This is a genomic window from Microbacterium tumbae (assembly GCF_054780175.1).
Genome location: NZ_BAAGWV010000002.1, coordinates 858,098 through 874,576, shown reverse-complemented (window position 1 = coordinate 874,576; position 16,479 = coordinate 858,098). Strand labels below are relative to the sequence as shown.

15 protein-coding genes are annotated in these 16,479 nt (G+C 69.3%); 10 read left to right on the top strand and 5 right to left on the bottom strand.

The annotated features are described in order from the left end of the window. Positions 1-166: 166 nt before the first annotated feature. Complete coding sequence (locus tag ACYVGQ_RS11565) at positions 167-2,260, bottom strand: S9 family peptidase (protein WP_460784756.1); 2,094 nt, start codon at positions 2,258-2,260, stop codon at positions 167-169. A gap of 155 nt (positions 2,261-2,415) precedes the next feature. Between ACYVGQ_RS11565 and ACYVGQ_RS11560 the strand changes: the two genes are divergently transcribed. The 4 genes from ACYVGQ_RS11560 to ACYVGQ_RS11545 all read left to right on the top strand — a co-directional run bounded on the left by ACYVGQ_RS11560 (position 2,416) and on the right by ACYVGQ_RS11545 (position 6,543). Next, on the top strand, positions 2,416-3,723 hold the full coding sequence (locus ACYVGQ_RS11560) for an inorganic phosphate transporter (RefSeq protein WP_460784755.1): 1,308 nt from the start codon (positions 2,416-2,418) through the stop codon (positions 3,721-3,723). After that, positions 3,720-4,055, top strand: coding sequence for a peptidase (locus ACYVGQ_RS11555; protein ID WP_460784754.1), 336 nt, complete (start codon positions 3,720-3,722; stop codon positions 4,053-4,055). Before ACYVGQ_RS11560 ends, ACYVGQ_RS11555 begins: the two co-directional genes overlap by 4 nt. A 71-nt stretch (positions 4,056-4,126) precedes the next feature. Then, a complete protein-coding gene (locus ACYVGQ_RS11550; protein WP_460784753.1) occupies positions 4,127-5,050 on the top strand; it encodes a metallophosphoesterase in 924 nt (307 codons plus the stop codon). A 50-nt stretch (positions 5,051-5,100) separates the two neighbouring features. Next, entirely contained in the window at positions 5,101-6,543 is a 1,443-nt protein-coding gene (locus ACYVGQ_RS11545) for an aspartate ammonia-lyase (protein WP_460784752.1), read from the top strand. Between the two features lie 25 nt (positions 6,544-6,568). On the opposite strand, the gene ACYVGQ_RS11540 is transcribed toward ACYVGQ_RS11545, so the two are convergent. Then, the gene (locus ACYVGQ_RS11540) at positions 6,569-7,438 is read right to left on the bottom strand and encodes a fumarylacetoacetate hydrolase family protein (RefSeq protein WP_460784751.1); all 870 of its coding nucleotides are present in this window, start codon (positions 7,436-7,438) and stop codon (positions 6,569-6,571) included. A 60-nt stretch (positions 7,439-7,498) separates the two neighbouring features. On the opposite strand from ACYVGQ_RS11540, the gene ACYVGQ_RS11535 reads away from it, so the two are divergent. The 3 genes from ACYVGQ_RS11535 (at position 7,499) to ACYVGQ_RS11525 (ending at position 10,225) form a co-directional block, all read left to right on the top strand. Further along, on the top strand, positions 7,499-8,833 hold the full coding sequence (locus ACYVGQ_RS11535) for a PrsW family intramembrane metalloprotease (protein ID WP_460784750.1): 1,335 nt from the start codon (positions 7,499-7,501) through the stop codon (positions 8,831-8,833). A gap of 328 nt (positions 8,834-9,161) precedes the next feature. After that, complete coding sequence (locus tag ACYVGQ_RS11530; RefSeq protein ID WP_460784749.1) at positions 9,162-9,530, top strand: FKBP-type peptidyl-prolyl cis-trans isomerase; 369 nt, start codon at positions 9,162-9,164, stop codon at positions 9,528-9,530. A 140-nt stretch (positions 9,531-9,670) separates the two neighbouring features. Beyond that, positions 9,671-10,225 carry a YceI family protein gene (locus tag ACYVGQ_RS11525; RefSeq protein WP_460784748.1) on the top strand — a complete coding sequence of 185 codons (555 nt, stop codon included), beginning with the start codon at positions 9,671-9,673 and terminating at the stop codon, positions 10,223-10,225. Here the strand turns inward: ACYVGQ_RS11525 and ACYVGQ_RS11520 are convergent. Together ACYVGQ_RS11520 and ACYVGQ_RS11515 are read right to left on the bottom strand one after the other, a co-directional pair. Beyond that, entirely contained in the window at positions 10,188-11,144 is a 957-nt protein-coding gene (locus ACYVGQ_RS11520) for a DMT family transporter (RefSeq protein ID WP_460784747.1), read from the bottom strand. The two genes, ACYVGQ_RS11525 and ACYVGQ_RS11520, sit on opposite strands and share 38 nt — an antisense overlap. Before the next feature lie 150 nt (positions 11,145-11,294). After that, on the bottom strand, positions 11,295-12,581 hold the full coding sequence (locus tag ACYVGQ_RS11515) for an MFS transporter (RefSeq protein ID WP_460784746.1): 1,287 nt from the start codon (positions 12,579-12,581) through the stop codon (positions 11,295-11,297). Between the two features lie 143 nt (positions 12,582-12,724). On the opposite strand from ACYVGQ_RS11515, the gene rpsO reads away from it, so the two are divergent. Beyond that, a complete protein-coding gene (gene rpsO / locus ACYVGQ_RS11510) occupies positions 12,725-12,994 on the top strand; it encodes a 30S ribosomal protein S15 (protein WP_005048780.1) in 270 nt (89 codons plus the stop codon). Positions 12,995-13,172: 178 nt separating this feature from the next. Here the strand turns inward: rpsO and ACYVGQ_RS11505 are convergent, their stop codons facing one another. Next, positions 13,173-14,177: an isopenicillin N synthase family dioxygenase gene (locus tag ACYVGQ_RS11505; protein WP_460784745.1), complete on the bottom strand. Its 1,005-nt coding sequence runs from the start codon at positions 14,175-14,177 to the stop codon at positions 13,173-13,175. A 134-nt stretch (positions 14,178-14,311) separates the two neighbouring features. On the opposite strand from ACYVGQ_RS11505, the gene efeU reads away from it, so the two are divergent. Further along, a complete protein-coding gene (efeU, locus tag ACYVGQ_RS11500; protein WP_460784744.1) occupies positions 14,312-15,250 on the top strand; it encodes an iron uptake transporter permease EfeU in 939 nt (312 codons plus the stop codon). Further along, a complete protein-coding gene (gene efeO, locus ACYVGQ_RS11495) occupies positions 15,247-16,479 on the top strand; it encodes an iron uptake system protein EfeO (RefSeq protein WP_460784743.1) in 1,233 nt (410 codons plus the stop codon). Before efeU ends, efeO begins: the two co-directional genes overlap by 4 nt.

Here is a 16,479-nt window from a genome sequence, read left to right as displayed (position 1 = left end):
CACCTCCGGCGACCTCGTGCATCCTCTGGTCGCCGCGGGCGTCCCCGCATCCTGAGACCGGTCACACCTCAGGCGGCTTCATCACGGTTCAACCCGCCCGAAGTGTGACCGAATCACCGGAGAGGGGAGAGGGGAGAGGGGAGAGGGGGGAGTGGGACAGGGGGGGCTAGGACAGATCCAGAACATCCAGCATCCAGGCGAGCTCGAAGGCGCGCTCACGCCAGGAGTTGTACCGGCCGCTGACGCCGCCGTGGCCGGCGACCATCTCGCACTTCAGGAGCACGTCGGACGCCCCGGCCTCGCGCAGGCGCGCGACCCATTTCGCCGGCTCGACATAGTGCACGCGCGTGTCGTTGAGCGAGGTCATCGCCAGGATGCCGGGATACGCGACCCCGTCGCGCACGTTCTCGTACGGCGAGTACGTCTTCATGTAGGCGTACACCTCCGGGTCGTGCAGGGGATCGCCCCACTCGTCCCACTCGATGACCGTGAGGGGGAGCGAGGGGTCGAGGATCGTCGTCAGCGGGTCGACGAAGGGCACGGAGGCGAGGACGCCGGCGAACAGCTCCGGCGCGAGATTGGCCACGGCGCCCATGAGGAGCCCGCCGGCGCTGCCGCCCTCTGCGACGAGCTTCGATGGCGCCGTCACCCCCGTGTCGACCAGGTGCCGCGCCACCGCGACGAAGTCCGTGAAGGTGTTGCGCTTGCGCAGCAGCTTGCCGTCCTCGTACCAATGCCGGCCCATCTCGCCGCCGCCGCGCACATGCGCGACGGCGAAGATCACGCCGCGGTCGAGCTCGCTGAGCCGCGCGACGGAGAAGCCGGGGTCGATGGAGTGCTCGTACGAGCCGTATCCGTACAGGTGGAGCGGCCGCACGGCCTCTCCCGGATCGCCGAAGGAGCGCTTCCACACCAGCGAGATCGGCACCTTCGTGCCGTCGGTCGCCGTGGCCCATGCGCGCTCCTGGCCGTACTCGGAGGGATCGTAGCCGCCGAGCACGGGCTGCCGCTTGCGCATGACCAGCTCACGGGTGGCCAGATCGAGATCGTACACCGTGCCCGGCGTCACGAAGGAGCCGTAGCCCAGGCGGAGGAAGGGCGAATGCCACTCCGGATTGCCGCTGACTCCGGCGGAGTACAGCGGCTCCTCGAAGGCGAGCTCGTCGACGGCGTCCGTGGCGTAGTCGAGCAGGCCGACGCGCTCGAGTCCCTCGCTGCGGTATTCGACGGTGGCGAAGTCGCGGAACGCGTCCATGCCGAGCAGGCGTCGGCCAGGGGAGTGGGGCACCACGACGTGCCGTTCGCCCTGCGGGTCCGACACCGCGACCGAGACGAGCTCGAAGTCGAGCGCGTCCTGGTTGTGCAGGATGTACAGTCGATCCTCCCCGTCGACGACGGCATGCTCGATCGAGTACTCGACGCCCTCGCTACGCGGCCACACCAGGCGCGGCTCGGCGGCGATGGAGCCTGCGAGGTCGACGATGCGCTCCTCGCTCGTGATGCTCGACCCGATGCCGATCACCAGGTACCTGCGGCTGCGGGTGATGCCCGCGCCGAGCCAGAACCGCTCATCCGGCTCGTGGAAGAGCTGCACGTCGTCCGCCACGGGGGCGCCCAGCCGGTGCAGCCAGAGCGTGTCGGGGCGCCAGGCGTCGTCCATCGTCGTGTACAGGATGCCGGTGCCGTCCGGGGTGAAGAAGGCGCCGCCCGTGTTCGGGATCTCGTCCGGCAGCAGCGCGCCGGTGACGAGGTCGCGCACATGCACGGTGTAGCGCTCGTCGCCGGCGAAGTCGGTCGACCAGAGCAGCTTCGTCGCGTCATCCGTCGTCGCGAAGGAGCCGAGCGAGAAGAACTCGTGGCCTTCGGCCTCCGCGTTCCCGTCCAGGAGGATCTCCTCGCCCGGCACCGGGACGCCCGGCTCGAGCACAGGGGGAGTCCAGTCGTCCGGCAGCGCTGCGGCGCGGCAGTGGATGCCGTACTGCGAGCCCTCCTCGGTACGGCTGTAGTACCACCAGTCGCCCCGGCGCGTCGGCACGGAGAGATCGGTCTCCTGCACGCGATCCTTGATCTCCTCGAAGATCCGCTCGCGCAGCGGAGCGAGCGGCGCGGTGACGGCGTCCGTGTGGGCGTTCTCGGCTTCGAGATGCGCGATCACGTCGGGGGATTCCTTGTCCCGCAGCCACTCGTAGGGGTCGTCGAACGTGTCGCCGTGATGGGTGCGGAGGTGGGAGCGCCGTGCGGCGCGGGGAGCATCGGTCACCCCTCTACGCTAGCCGGGCCCGAGTTGACCAGGGCGGAGGAGGGTGGGAGGATTTTCCGGGGCCGGTTAACGGAAGTAAAACCCGCGGTGAACTCTTCGTTCACCACGTCGATCACGTCGACATCCTCCTCTTCCTCAACGACCGAAAGCGAACGGTGGAAACCGCAGCCCTCATCGTCGTGCTGGTGATCCTGCTGGCACTCTTCTTCGACTTCACGAACGGCTTTCACGACACCGCGAACGCGATGGCCACGCCGATCGCCACGGGCGCGCTGAAGCCGAGGACCGCCGTCCTGCTCGCGGCCTGCCTCAACCTCGTCGGCGCCTTCCTCTCCACCGAGGTGTCCAAGACGATCTCCGGCGGCATCATCCGCGAGGACGCGATCCTGGACGCCGGCGCCGACCTCTTCCTCGCCCTGATCTTCGCCGGCCTCATCGGCGCCATCACGTGGAACATGCTCACCTGGCTGCTGGGCCTTCCCTCCAGCTCCTCCCATGCGCTGTTCGGCGGCCTGATCGGCGCGACGCTCGTCGGAGCCGGCCTCGGCGGCATCGACTTCGGGATGGTGCTCTCGAAGATCGTCCTGCCTGCGCTGATCGCCCCCGTCACGGCGGGGATCATCGCGTACGTCGCGACGAAGATCGCGTACTCGATCACCCGCCGCTACGACAACAAGCCGGACGGCCGCGACGGCTTCCGCTGGGGGCAGATCTTCACCTCCTCGCTCGTCGCCCTCGCGCACGGCACGAACGACGCCCAGAAGACGATGGGCGTGATCACGCTCGCCCTCATCACGATCGGGTGGCAGTCCGGCGAGCACCACGAGCCCGAGTTCTGGGTCATCCTCGCCTGTGCCTTCACGATCGCGCTGGGCACCTACCTCGGCGGCTGGCGGATCATCCGCACGCTCGGCCGGGGACTCACCGATGTCAAGCCGGCGCAGGGCTTCGCGGCCGAGAGCTCCACCGCCGCGACCATCCTGGCCTCCAGCGCCCTCGGCTTCGCGCTCTCGACGACGCAGGTGGCATCCGGTTCCGTGATCGGCTCCGGCCTGGGGCGCCGCGGCTCGACCGTGCGCTGGCGGACCGCGGGGCGCATCGCGATCGGCTGGCTGCTCACACTGCCGGCGGCGGGCGCCGTCGGCGCCTTCGCCGCGCTCCTGGTCGTCTGGCTGGGACATTGGGGCGTCGCGATCGACGCCGTGCTCGCGCTCGCGATCATCCTCGTCCTGTTCCTGCGCTCGCGCCGCAACGCGGTCACCCACGCGAACGCCATGAGCGACGTCGCGGAGTCCGGCCTCGCCGTCGAGCTGCCGGACACGCCGCCGCCGACGCGGCGTCAGCAGCGCATCGAACGGGCGCGCGCGGAGGCGAAGGCCAGGCAGAAGGCGAAGGCCGATGCCAAGGCGATGGCGAAGAGCCGCAGGAACGGCGCGTCGTCGACGAAGGGGGCCGGAGAATGAGCGTCTCCATCGACTGGCTGGCCTTCCTCCAGGTGTTCGCGGCCGCTCTCATCGGCGCGGCGGCGATCGTGACCTTCTACGCCCTCGGCCTGCGGCTCCTGGTCCGCAGCGGACACGCCCCGGTGGTGAGCCCCGCGGAGTTCACCGACGCGATCACGGTCATCACCGAGAAGGAGCTCAAGCGCGCCGAGAAGCAGGCGGCGAAGGCGGCCAAGAAGAGCCCTCTGACCGACGGCCAGAAGCGACTCGCGCTGTTCGGCGCCTACGGATGCTTCGCGCTGTGCGCGCTCGCGGTCGTGGCCGGCATCCTCCTCATCGTCGTCGGGCACTGAGTACCGACGAGTCCGGCAGCACGCGCGGGGGCATCCGGCGCGATGACGGTGGGCCGCCGTAGGCTGAGGCCATGCCAGGCCCCTACGTCTTCGGCCGCCATCGGCCGGCTTCGCACACGGTGATCCATCTCAGCGATCCGCATCTGCTGGCGGGCGGAGCCCACCTGGCCGGGCGCTTCGACGTCGAGGGCACTCTCACCCGCACCCTGGCCGCGATCCGCGCCGTCCACCCGGCGCCGAGCGCCATCGTCGTCACCGGCGATCTGACCGACCTGGGGGAGGCGGACGCCTATCGGCGGCTGCGCGCGGCGGTCGAGCCGGTGGCCGCCGAGCTCGAAGCTCCGATCGTCTGGGTGGCGGGCAACCACGACGAGCGTCCGACGCTGCGCGCCGAGCTGCTGGACGGCGCGGCCACGGAGCAGCCGGTCACCGGCGTCTGGGACCTGGACGGCCTGCGCGTGATCGCGCTGGACACCACGGTGCCCGGCTGGCATCACGGCGACATCGACGAGGCCCAGCTCGCCTGGCTGGCGGACATCCTGCAGGAGCCCGCGCCGCACGGGACGCTGCTCGCCATGCACCATCCGCCGATCCCGAGCCATCTGCCCCTCTTCGACATCCTCGAGCTGCGGCATCAGGACGAGCTGGCCGAGGTCGTCCGCGGCACGGACATCCGCGGCATCCTCGCCGGGCATCTGCACTACTCCTCGCACGGCACCTTCGCCGGCGTGCCGGTGAGCGTCGCCTCCGCGACCTGCTACACGATGAACGTCGCGCGCCCGGCCGCGGAGGTGAACGGGATGGACGCGGCCCAGGCCTTCCAGCTCGTGCATGTCTACGAGGACGCCATCGCCCACACGGTCGTGCCCGTCGTGGACGCCGAGACCGGCGACTTCTTCTCCGAGGAGTGGCTGGAGCGGATGGCCGCGCTGACGCCGGATCAGCGCCTCGAGGCGTTCTCCCGCAAGCCCGGCTGGCGGAGTGCGGCGCACTAGGATGGAAGCATCCCCCACCCACTCAGCCACGACCCACAAGGATGTGACGAATGAACGCTGATGCGCCCGCCCAGACCCGCACCGAGACCGACTCGCTGGGAAGCATGGAGATCCCCGTGGACGCCTATTGGGGCATCCACACCGCGCGCGCCGACGAGAACTTCCCGATCACGAAACGGCCGATCTCGGTCTATCCGGATCTGGTCAGGGCTCTCGCCATGGTCAAGCAGGCCAGCGCGAGGGCGAACCGCGAGATCGGGGTCCTCGATCACGAGAGGGCCGACCTGATCGACGGCGCGGCGCAGCGCGTCATCGACGGCGAGTTCCACGACCAGTTCACGGTGGGCGTGATCCAGGGCGGGGCCGGGACCTCGACCAACATGAACGCGAACGAGGTCATCACCAACATCGCGCTCGAGATGGCGGGGCGACCGAAGGGCGACTACGCCTTCCTGTCGCCGATCGACCACACCAACCGCAGCCAGTCGACGAACGATGTGTACCCGACGGCGATCAAGGTCGGCCTCTCCCTCAACCTGCAGTCGCTCCTGGACGAGCTGGACCTCCTTCGCCGCTCTTTCCTGGCCAAGGCCGCCGAGTTCCACGATGTCCTCAAGGTCGGGCGGACCCAGCTCCAGGATGCCGTGCCGATGACGCTCGGGCAGGAGTTCCACGGCTTCGCGACGACGCTGGGGGAGGACCACAGCCGTCTCGCCGAGAATGCCTCCCTGATGTACGAGATCAACATGGGAGCCACGGCGATCGGCACGGGGATCACCACCCATCCCGACTACGCGCCGGCGGTCCTGAGGCATCTGCGGGAGATCTCCGGCCTGGATCTGGACACCGCGACGGATCTCGTCGAGTCCACGAGCGACACCGGGGCCTTCATGTCCTTCTCGTCCTCGTTGAAGCGCAATGCGATCAAGCTCTCCAAGATCTGCAACGATCTGCGTCTGCTCTCCTCCGGTCCGCAGGCGGGGCTCGGGGAGATCAACCTGCCGGCCCGTCAGGCCGGTTCCAGCATCATGCCGGGCAAGGTGAATCCGGTGATCCCCGAGGTGGTCAACCAGGTCGCCTTCGCGGTGGTCGGCGCCGACGCGACGGTCACGATGGCCGTCGAAGGGGGCCAGCTCCAGCTGAACGCCTTCGAGCCGGTGATCGCGCACTCGATCTTCCAGTCCATCACCTGGATGCGGCAGGCGATGTGGACGCTGCGCGTGAACTGCGTCGACGGCATCACGGCGAACCGCGACCGCCTGGGGGCGATGGTGGGAGCGTCCGTCGGCGTGATCACCGCGCTCACCCCGTTCATCGGCTATGCGGCGGCGGCCGCCCTCGCCAAGACGGCGCTGCTGACCAACCGCAGCGTCGCCGATCTGGTCGTCGAGGCCGAACTCATGACCCGTGAAGAGGTCACCAAGCAGCTGTCTCCGGCGCGCCTGTCGGGCCTGGAGGCCGTGACGCAGGCGATCCCGATCGTGAAGGGGTGAGACGAGGGGTCGCGCCGGGAGCCGGTCAGTCGTAGATCCGGCAGCGGGTGGTGAGCTCTCCGATGCCGTCGATCCCCACGGTGACGGTGGAGCGGTCCCGCAGGAAGATCTGCGGATCGCGGGAGTAGCCGGCGCCGCCTGGACTTCCCGTGGAGATGAGCGTTCCCGGCAGCAGCGTGTTCGACTGGGACAGATGGGCGATGAGCTTCGCCACCGAGCGCACCATCTGACCGGTCGAGGCATCCTGCACGGTGTGACCGTCGACGATCGCCCAGATGTGCAGATCCTGCGGGTCCGCGATCTCGTCGGCGGTGACGACGAACGGCCCTGTCGGGGTGAAGCCGTCGAAGGACTTGCAGCGCGACCACTGCGCCTCGGCGAACTGGATGTCGCGGGCGGTGATGTCGTTGACGACGGTGTAGCCCCAGACGTGCGAGAGGGCGTCGTCGATGCGGACGTCCTTCGCCGGGGTGCCGATGAGCACGCCGAGCTCCGCCTCGTAGTCCACCGACTCGCTCAGGACGCGGGGCCATCCGGTCGTCTGCTCATGCCCTGTCAGGGAGTTGGGCCACAGCGTGAAGACGGTCGGCGCCGTGTCGGTCTTGAGCCCGAGCTCGCTGGAGTGCGCCGCATAGTTCAGGCCGATCGCCAGGACGACCGGGGGAGCGATGACCGCGGACGCGAAGCCGAAGCCGTCGAGCGGATGCCGCGGGGCCGCGCCGTCGTCGACGGCCGAGCGGATGCTCTCGAGCAGGGCGTCTCCTCCTTCGATCAGCTGCTGGAGGGTCGGCGGAGCGGGATCGACGAGGTCGGATACGAGGAGGGCGTCCGAGCCGTCGATCACCGCGAGCACGGCGCCGGGCGAGTCGGATCGCCGCAGGTGGGCGAAGCGCATGCCTCCACGCTACCCGGATGTCCGGCGTTCGCAGGACAGCCCTGCCCCTAAGATTTCCCCATGAGCACCGGAGGACCGCACCAGCCGCAGCAGCCCTATACGCCGCCGCCCGCGCAGCAGCAGGCGCCGCAGTACGGCCAGCCGCCGCAGCCGCAGTACGGTCAGCCGGCCTCGCAGCCGCAGTACGGTCAGCCGGCCCCGCAGCCGCAAGCCTTCGCGACCCAGCGTCCGCTCTACGCTTCCGCGCTGGCCCAGCCCGTCGTCTACACGCCTCCGGCCGCTCCTGCGCCCCCGGCTCCGGCGGCGGCGATCCCCGCTCTGCCGATGCCGGTGCGCAAGGGTCGAACGGTCTCGGTGTGGCTGTTCGGAGTGCTCGGCTTCGTGCTCCTGGCCCTGATCGCCTATTTCGTCTGGGCGCTGGGCGCCGTCGCGTCGACGGTCGGACTCGTCCTCGCCCTCATTCCGCTCACGATCGTCTTCCTCGGCGTCCGGCTGATCGACAGGTGGGAGCCGGAGCCGAAGGCCGTGGTGTTCTTCGCCGTCGCCTGGGGCGCCATCGCGGCGGTCGGCCTCACCCTGCTCGTGGGCGTCGGCATCGAGTCCGCGGCCGGACCGATCCCGCTGGAGCTCAGCGCGGTGATCCAGGCGCCGATCGTCGAGGAGTTCTTCAAGGGCGTGGGCGTCTTCCTGATCTTCCTGATCGCCCGCCGCACCTTCGACGGCCCGATCGACGGCATCGTCTACGGCGCTCTGGTGGGGGCCGGGTTCGCGTTCACCGAGAACATCCAGTACTTCGCGCTCAGCCTGCTCGACGGCGGCGGCGAACAGCTGACTGTGACCTTCGTGCTGCGAGGCTTGATGTCACCGTTCGCGCATGCGATGTTCACCTCGCTGACCGGCTTCGCGATCGGCCTCGCGGCGCGGCGCGGGGCATCCGCGGGCGGCGTCCTCGGCGCCGGTCTGCTCGGCCTTCTCGGCGCCATCGTGCTGCACGGCTTCTGGAACGGGTCGGCGACGTTCGCGAACTTCTTCCTGCTGTACATCACGCTGCAGGTTCCGCTGTTCGTCGGATTCATCTTCGGGATCATCGCGCTCCGGCGGGAGGAGGCGCGCATCACCCGCGAGCGGCTCTCCGAGTACGCCGCTGCGGGCTGGTTCACCCCGGAGGAGGTGACGATGCTGGCGACTCCGGCGGGCCGCAAGGTCGGTCTCAGCTGGGCGGGAACGCTCCGGGGCGACCGTCGGCCGATCATGCGCGGGTTCATCAAGGACGCCACGGCGCTCGCCGCCGTCCGGCAGCGTGCGATCACCGGGCGCGACGCCCTCGCTGCCGCCGACGAGCACGCGCTGCTGATGCGCACCCGCTCGGCACGGGCGGCGCTGCTCGCCTATTGAGGCCCGATCACGCTCTTGACACGGGGCGGGACCGGGTGCACCCTGGTTTCAGATCAACTCAGCGCCCGGGAGACATGCAGGCATCGCCGCAGCACCGGGCGCTGAGTCTTGCTGAGCGAGCGCAGCGAGTCGAAGCCTCCGCCTCCCCCGACGGAGCGAGCGCAGCGCCTCGAAACCTCGTCCCTACTCACGCACGAGCGAGCGCGCCGCCTCGAGACCCGTGACCGGCCGCGCCGTCGTGAGCCCCTTACCGCCCGATCCCGCCGTGTTCGCTCTCGGCTGCTCCCCTCGCGTTGACCGCTGCGGAACCCTCGGGTTGTATGGAGTCATGACTGATCGCACGAAGCCTGAGTTCGACGCCCCCACCGGTCCCGCTCCCGCGGAGCTCGTGGTCAGAGACATCATCGAGGGAGAAGGCGCAGAGGCGAAGCCCGGTGACACCGTCACCGTGCACTACGCCGGCGTCGAGTTCGACTCCGGCGAGGAGTTCGACTCCTCCTGGGGTCGAGGCGAGACCATCCAGTTCCCGCTGCGCGGCCTCATCCAGGGGTGGCAGGACGGCATCCCCGGCATGAAGGTCGGCGGTCGTCGCGAGCTGGTCATCCCGCCGCATCTCGCCTACGGTCCTGCGGGCAGCGGACACTTCCTCTCCGGGAAGACCCTCATCTTCATCATCGACCTCGTCGCCGTCGGCTGAGATCGGCGCTCGGCGAAGGCCCCGTTCACCTCGGAACGGGGCCTTCTGCTTTTTCCGGAGGATCCGGAATACATTCAAGTGAATGCGAGTTTCACCTCCTGAACGCCGTGACACGGCCCCATTCCTCGAGGAGAGCAAGCATGAGCACCATCGACATCCCCGGCTACCGCGCAGGCACCTGGATCCTGGATCCCGCGCACAGCGAGGTCACCTTCAGCGTCCGCCACATGATGATCTCCAAGGTCCGAGGGACCTTCGGTGTGAAGAGCGCCACTCTGGTTGCGCCGGAGAACCCGCTCGAGGCGCAGGTGAGCGCGAGCGTCGACGTCACCTCCATCGACACGAAGGACGAGGGACGCGACGGACACCTCCGCTCCGCGGACTTCTTCGACACCGAGACCTTCCCGACCATGGAGTTCGTCTCCACCGGCACGCGCGTCGAGGACGGCGACTTCCTCGTCGACGGAGATCTGACCATCCGCGGCATCACCAAGCCGGTCACCTTCGCGTTCGAGTTCGGCGGCTTCGGCAGCGACCCCTACGGCAACTACAAGGCCGGCGCCTCCGCCTCCACGACGATCAACCGCGAGGACTTCGGTCTCACCTGGAATGCGGCGCTGGAGACCGGCGGCGTGCTGGTCGGCAAGGACGTCACGATCACGCTCGATCTGCAGGGTGCTCTCCAGCAGGACTGAGCCCGTCGCGAAGGGGCGCGGAGGCTGCGGCCTTCGCGCCCCTTCGGCGTTCCCGGCGGCGCCGACGCAGCCGGTCCTGCGCGAGCAGGATGCCGAGGAAGACCACGACGGCGCCGACGGGCTCGTTCCAGCTCACCTGCTCTCCGAGCACGAGCATGCCGAGCGCGACGCCGACGACGGGGGTGATGTACGTGACGGTCGACGCGCTCGTCGGACCCCACGCGCGCACCGTGTTCTGGTTCCAGATGTAGGCGACGCCGGTGCCGAGGCAGCCGAGCAGGAGCATGCTGACGATGATCCACCTGTCGAGCTCGACGGCGGTGGCGGCGACGGCGGGCGTGAGCGCCAGCATGATGACGCCCGCGATCCCGATGTTCAGGAACGAGAACATCAACGCGCTCATGCCGCTGTGCGCGACGAAGCGGCGCATGTAGGCGAGGCTGAAGCCGTAGCAGGCGGTGGCGCCGAGCAGGGCGATCTGGGCCACGAGGCTCTGCGAGAGATCCAGGCCCCGCCAGGGGCCGGCGATGACGACCACTCCGAGGACGCCGACCGCGATGCCGGCGATCTGCAGCGGCTTGAGCTTCTCGACGCGGAAGACGAGGCCGGCCATGATCGCGGTCATGATCGGCGTCGTCGCGTTGTAGATGCTTCCCAGCCCTGAGCTGACGTGCTGCTCGGCCCAGGCGAAGAGCAGATAGGGCACGACGCAGAACGTGAGGGCGAGCACCGTCATGTGCCCCCAGGTCGTCGCCTTTCGTGGCAGGCGGTCGCGGCGGGCGAGGACGAAGACCGCGAGCGTCAGCGCACCGAGCACGACGCGACCCCACACGATCTGCGCGGGCGAGAGGCCCGTGAGGGACACCTTCATGAAGAGGAAGCTGGCTCCCCAGACGATGCCGAGCAGCGCGAACTGCACGGCGACGGCGGTCGTGGACGGAGTGCGGGCGGCGGCTGTCGTCGGGGGGGAGGGTCTTGGGCACGTCGCGACTCTAGTCCCGGCATCCGATCGGCCGGCGCTCGGGCGGATACGACGTCCGAAATCCGCCGAAGCGCGGCCGGATCCCGTCTACGGCTCCGGGCTCTCCGCATCGTAGCGGCGGAAGCGCGGCGACAGCCGTACGAGGACCGCGGCGAGCACGATGACGAGGATGCCGCCGAGCAGCGGCGGGAACCACAGCGCCGTCACGGTGGCGAGGGCTCCGGCGTAGAGGGCGCCGACGCGGGGTCCTCCGGCGACCACGACGATGAAGATGCCCTGAAGCCGCCCGCGGATGCTGTCGGGGACCGAGGCCTGCATCATGGTGTTCCGGTAGATCGAGCTCACGTTGTCCGTCGCTCCCGATGCGGCCAGCGCGACGCAGGCGGCGATGACCAGTGCGAGGTTCGGATGCTCCTCGGATGCCGGCGGCATCCAGATGCCGACGAGCAGCACCAGGCCGAAGGCGAGGATCGACGCCCCGTAGAGCTGCACGGCGAGCTGGATGCCGCGGCCGTGCCACCGGTAGCGGACCACGCGCCCGGAGAAGAGGCTGGACAGGAAGGTGCCGGCTGCGACGGCGGCCGTCAGAGCGCCGGTGGTGACGGGGCCGCCGCCCAGGAGCACCGTCCCGAGCGCGGGGAAGAGGGCCAGCGGCTGTCCGAACGTCATGGCGACGATGTCCATGAGGTACTGCATCCGGATGTTGCCCGCTCGCCTCAGGAACCTCCAGCCGTCGACGAGCGACTCCAGGCCGGGCCGGACGACCGCGCCCTCCGGGCGCAGAGGCGGCAGAGTCCACAGGCCCAGGAACATCGCCATCATGAGGACGACGTCGATCGTGTAGGTCCAGCCGTAGCCGGTGGCGGCGACGAGGACGCCGGCGAGAGCCGGGCCCACCATGACCATGAGCCCGAAGGTGACGCCGTTCAGCGCCGATGCGGGGGCGAGCAGGTCGCGGGGGATGAGACGGGGCACGATCGCCGTGCGGGTCGCCATCCCCACGGAGTTCGCGGCGGAGTTGATGATGCTGAGCGCATACAGCCACCAGATCGTCTCCAGCTGCGTCCACGTGAGCAGCGCCAGCAGCGCGGTGGACGCGAAGGTGATGACGGCGGCGATCAGGGCAACCTTCCGCCGGTCGAAGGCGTCTGCGAGCATCCCGCCGTAGAGCCCCGCCAGGATCATCGGGACGAGGCCGGCGACGGCGATCATCGAGACGGCGAAGGTGCTGCCGGTGAGCTCGAACACGTGGAGCATCACCGTGACGAGCGTGAGCTGGCCGCCGAGCCCCGCCAGCGTCGATCCGATCCACATGCGGGCGAAGGCGCCGCTGGCTCGGAGGGGACGGAGATCGATGAGGGCGGAATGCGGCACGGATCGAGACTATCGGCGGTGGTCGGCGTCGCGGCGCTCCGGCTGGTAGACTCTTCCAGTTGCCGTTCGATCGGCCGCGGATAAAGAGAGCCCACGCATCAGGCGTCGGGCGCCGCGCAACAAGCAGAGAGGGGATCGAATCTATGGCACTGGAAGCAGACGTCAAGAAGGCGATCATCGAAGAGTACGCGACGCACCCCGGTGACACCGGATCCCCCGAGGTGCAGGTCGCAATGCTGACGCAGCGCATCAAGGACCTCACCGAGCACCTGAAGGAGCACAAGCACGACCACCACTCGCGTCGTGGTCTGTTCCTCCTCGTCGGTCAGCGTCGTCGCCTGCTGGGTTACCTGCAGGACATCGACATCAACCGCTACCGTTCGCTCATCGAGCGTCTTGGTCTGCGTCGCTGAGACCAGCGTTCAATCGCGCAAAACGTTCTTGGAAGGCCCCCTCACGGTGTGAGGGGGCCTTCGTCGTTCCCGGACGCGGGAAAACCCAGACCATACGTTGCCCCGTCGGCGTGCCGAGGCGGGGCGCGCCGATGAGCGACGAGATGATCTGGGTTTTCCCGCGGATCCTGCCCGCGGCTCAGGCGGGCGTGCCCACCAGATCGGCGTGGTGGATCGCGGCGACGTCCGGGTGGGCACGAAGCCGCGACTTCAGCGCGTTCTCCCCGTAGAGGCTGTGGATGGGGTTGGTCGGGTCCTGTGTCACGCCGCGCGCCTGGGCGGCCAGCTCCGCGGGCAGCTCGATGAGCGGGAGCTTCTTGTCCAGCGCGGGGTTGAAGAAGAACGGCACCGAGATGCGCTCGTCCGGAGCCTTCGGCGAGATGACGCGGTGGTTGGTCGCCTTGAGATAGCCTCCCGTCGCGTACTCGAGGAGCTCGCCGATGTTGACGACGAACGCGCCGTCGACCGGGGGAGCGGCGACCCATTCGCCATCCCGCTCGACCTGCAGGCCGCCCTTGCCCGGCTCCACCCACAGCAGCGTCAGAACGCCGGAGTCCTTGTGCGCGCCGACGCCCTGCTGCGGCTCCGGCTCGTCGGTCCCCGGGTAGCGCACGATCTTGATGAGCGTGGAGGGCTCTCCGAAGTTGGACTCGAAGTAGTCCTCGTCCGCGCCGAGCGCGAGCGCCCAGGCGCGCAGCAGCTTGCGGGCCACCTCGCTGAGCCTGGCGTGCCACTCCAGCACGACCTCCTGCAGCTCGGGCTGCGCGGCCGGCCACAGGTTCGGTCCGATGAGGCGGTTGAACGCCGGGCCGCCCTCGACGGCTTCGCGCTCAGGGCCGATGTCGATCTGCTCGCGCCAGTCGACCTTGCCCTGGGTGCGCTCGCCGCCGATTCGGGTGTAGCCGCGGAAGTGCGGGCTCTTGACGTTCTCGATCGCGAGCTTGTCCTCCTCGGGAAGGGCGAAGAAGTCCCGCGCCGCCTGATGGAGGCGAGCGGACAGCTCGGCGGAGACGCCGGTGCCGGTCAGGTAGAAGAAGCCCACGTCGTGCGTCGCCGCGCGCAGGTCGTCGCGGAACTGCGCGGCGGCTTCGTCGCCGGCGTCCAGACGGGAGAGATCGAGGATCGGGAGGTTCAGCTCAGCCATGCTCCGAGGCTAGGCCGGATCCGGCGCGGCGGCGCGCTCTGTTGCGTCGCATTACCGGAGAGGGCGGGAGTGCTAGAGTCTTGGAGGTAAGGAATGCCTTACCTTCTCCCGGATGTCAAAGGTCTCCCTCCTCCGTGCTCGCAACCTTCCTCATCGGCCTGCGTGAAGGCCTCGAAGCCGCGCTCGTCGTGGGCATCCTCGTCGCGTATCTCGGTCGTCTCGGTCGACGTGACGTCCTTCCGCGGCTGTGGATCGGCGTCGGGCTCGCGATCGCCCTCGCGCTCGGGATCGGGGCGGTGCTCACCTTCGGCGCCTACGAGCTGACCTTCGTGGCCCAGGAGGTCATCGGGGGAGGGCTGTCGCTCCTCGCCGTGGCGATGGTCACCTGGATGATCTTCTGGATGCAGAAGGCCGGGCGCACCATGAAGCGCAGCCTCGAGGGCGGCGTCGACAGGGCGCTCGCACAGGGCGGGCTCTGGGCCATCGTCGCCATCGGCTTCGTCTCCGTCGCCAGGGAGGGCATCGAGACGACGCTGCTGCTGTGGTCGATGGTGCAGTCCTTCGGCAACGCCCCCGACGCCCTTCTCGGGGCTCTGCTGGGGCTCGCCTGCGCGGTCGTCGTCGGCGCGCTGATCTCCCGCGGCGCCGTGCGCCTGGACCTGGGGCGCTTCTTCGCCTGGACCGGCGGGTTCCTCGTCGTCGTGGCCGCCGGCGTCCTCGCCTACGCGATCATGGACCTGCAGGAGGCGGGCGTCCTCCCCGGTCCCTTCTCGGCCCTGGCGCCCGTCGACGCCTCCGGCGCCGTCGCGACAGGGCTCGCCGGGTTCCCGTTCGGGTGGGCTTTCGACGCCAGCGCCGTGATCCCGCCCGGCGGTGCGCTGGCCGCGATCCTGCAGGCGACCGTCGGGTTCATGCCTGCGATGACCTGGCTGCAGGTCATCGCCTGGATGCTGTACATCGTCATCGTGGGAGTGCTGTTCGTCCGCGGCCTTCGGTCGCGTCGAACGCGTCCCTCGCCCTCGTCGGAGGCCGCAGTGGTCGCCGACCCGTCCGTGAAGCAAGGAGCATCATGAACATCTCCACCCGACTGCTGGGAGCCGCGGCGGCGACCGGTGCGGCAGCCCTTCTGCTGTCCGGCTGCGTGGCCAAGACCGACACCGCGGATGCCGACGCGCTCACCGTCGCATCCACCGACGACGCCTGCACGGTGTCGGCGGGGACGGCGACCAGCGGCACGCTGACGTTCGAGGTCACCAACGACTCCAGCCAGGTGACCGAGTTCTATCTCCTCGCCGAGGACGGTCTGCGGATCGTCGGCGAGGTGGAGAACATCGCGCCCGCGGCTTCTCGCACGCTCACCGTGGTCGCCCAGCCCGGCGACTACTTCACGCTCTGCAAGCCGGGCATGATCGGCGAGGGCGTCGGCAAGACGGCCTTCTCGGTCACGGGAGAGGCCGTCGCGATCGAGGGCGAGGACGCCGAGCAGAAGCAGCAGGCCGTCGACCTGTACGCGGCCTTCGTGAAGGACCAGGTCGAGAACCTCGTCCCCGCCGTGGACGAGTTCGTCACGGCCTACGAGTCCGGCGACGACGAGACCGCGCGGACGCTCTTCCCGCAGGTGCGCGCCTTCTACGAGCGCATCGAGCCGGTCGCCGAGTCGCTGGGCGACCTCGACCCCCGCATCGACTACCGCGAGGTGGACGCCGTCGCCGAAGGACTGGACTGGACCGGCTTCCACCGCATCGAGAAGGACCTCTGGGTCCCCGCCGATGACGCGCTGAACGCCGACGGCGAGACGCCGGCGCGACAGGACTGGGCGCCGTCCACGCCGGAGCAGCGTGCGGACTTCGGCGATCTGCTCACCGCCGACATCGCGGAGCTGAACGAGTACGTCCACTCCGACGACTTCACCCAGGCGCTGGACGATCAGGGCATCGGCGGCATCTCCAACGGCGCCATCGGCCTGCTCGACGAGGTGGCCACGGGCAAGATCACCGGCGAGGAGGACTGGTGGTCCGGAACCGACCTCTGGGACTTCGCCGCCAACGTCGAGGGATCGAAGATGGCATTCGACCTCGTGAGCGACTTCGCCGTCGCGCAGGGCGATGACGGCGCGGCCCTCGTGGACGAGATCGACGCCGGATACGCGGCGCTGGAGGAGTCCCTCGCCGAGCACGGATCGCTGACGGACGGCTTCGTCTCGTACGGCGAGCTGACCGACGACGACAAGCGCGAGCTGACCGATCTGATCAACGCACTGGCCGAGCCCCTCTCGCAGCTCACGGGCACGGTACTGTCCTGA

Bases quoted from the DNA above. Each gene is read 5' to 3' on its own strand.
- ACYVGQ_RS11545 (WP_460784752.1), top strand. From the start codon at position 5,101: ATGAACGCTGATGCGCCCGCCCAGACCCGCACCGAGACCGACTCGCTG.
- ACYVGQ_RS11505 (WP_460784745.1), bottom strand. From the start codon at position 14,177: ATGGCTGAGCTGAACCTCCCGATCCTCGATCTCTCCCGTCTGGACGCC.
- ACYVGQ_RS11525 (WP_460784748.1), top strand. From the start codon at position 9,671: ATGAGCACCATCGACATCCCCGGCTACCGCGCAGGCACCTGGATCCTG.
- ACYVGQ_RS11530 (WP_460784749.1), top strand. From the start codon at position 9,162: ATGACTGATCGCACGAAGCCTGAGTTCGACGCCCCCACCGGTCCCGCT.
- ACYVGQ_RS11550 (WP_460784753.1), top strand. From the start codon at position 4,127: ATGCCAGGCCCCTACGTCTTCGGCCGCCATCGGCCGGCTTCGCACACG.
- ACYVGQ_RS11555 (WP_460784754.1), top strand. From the start codon at position 3,720: ATGAGCGTCTCCATCGACTGGCTGGCCTTCCTCCAGGTGTTCGCGGCC.
- efeO (WP_460784743.1), top strand. From the start codon at position 15,247: ATGAACATCTCCACCCGACTGCTGGGAGCCGCGGCGGCGACCGGTGCG.
- rpsO (WP_005048780.1), top strand. From the start codon at position 12,725: ATGGCACTGGAAGCAGACGTCAAGAAGGCGATCATCGAAGAGTACGCG.
- ACYVGQ_RS11535 (WP_460784750.1), top strand. From the start codon at position 7,499: ATGAGCACCGGAGGACCGCACCAGCCGCAGCAGCCCTATACGCCGCCG.
- ACYVGQ_RS11540 (WP_460784751.1), bottom strand. From the start codon at position 7,438: ATGCGCTTCGCCCACCTGCGGCGATCCGACTCGCCCGGCGCCGTGCTC.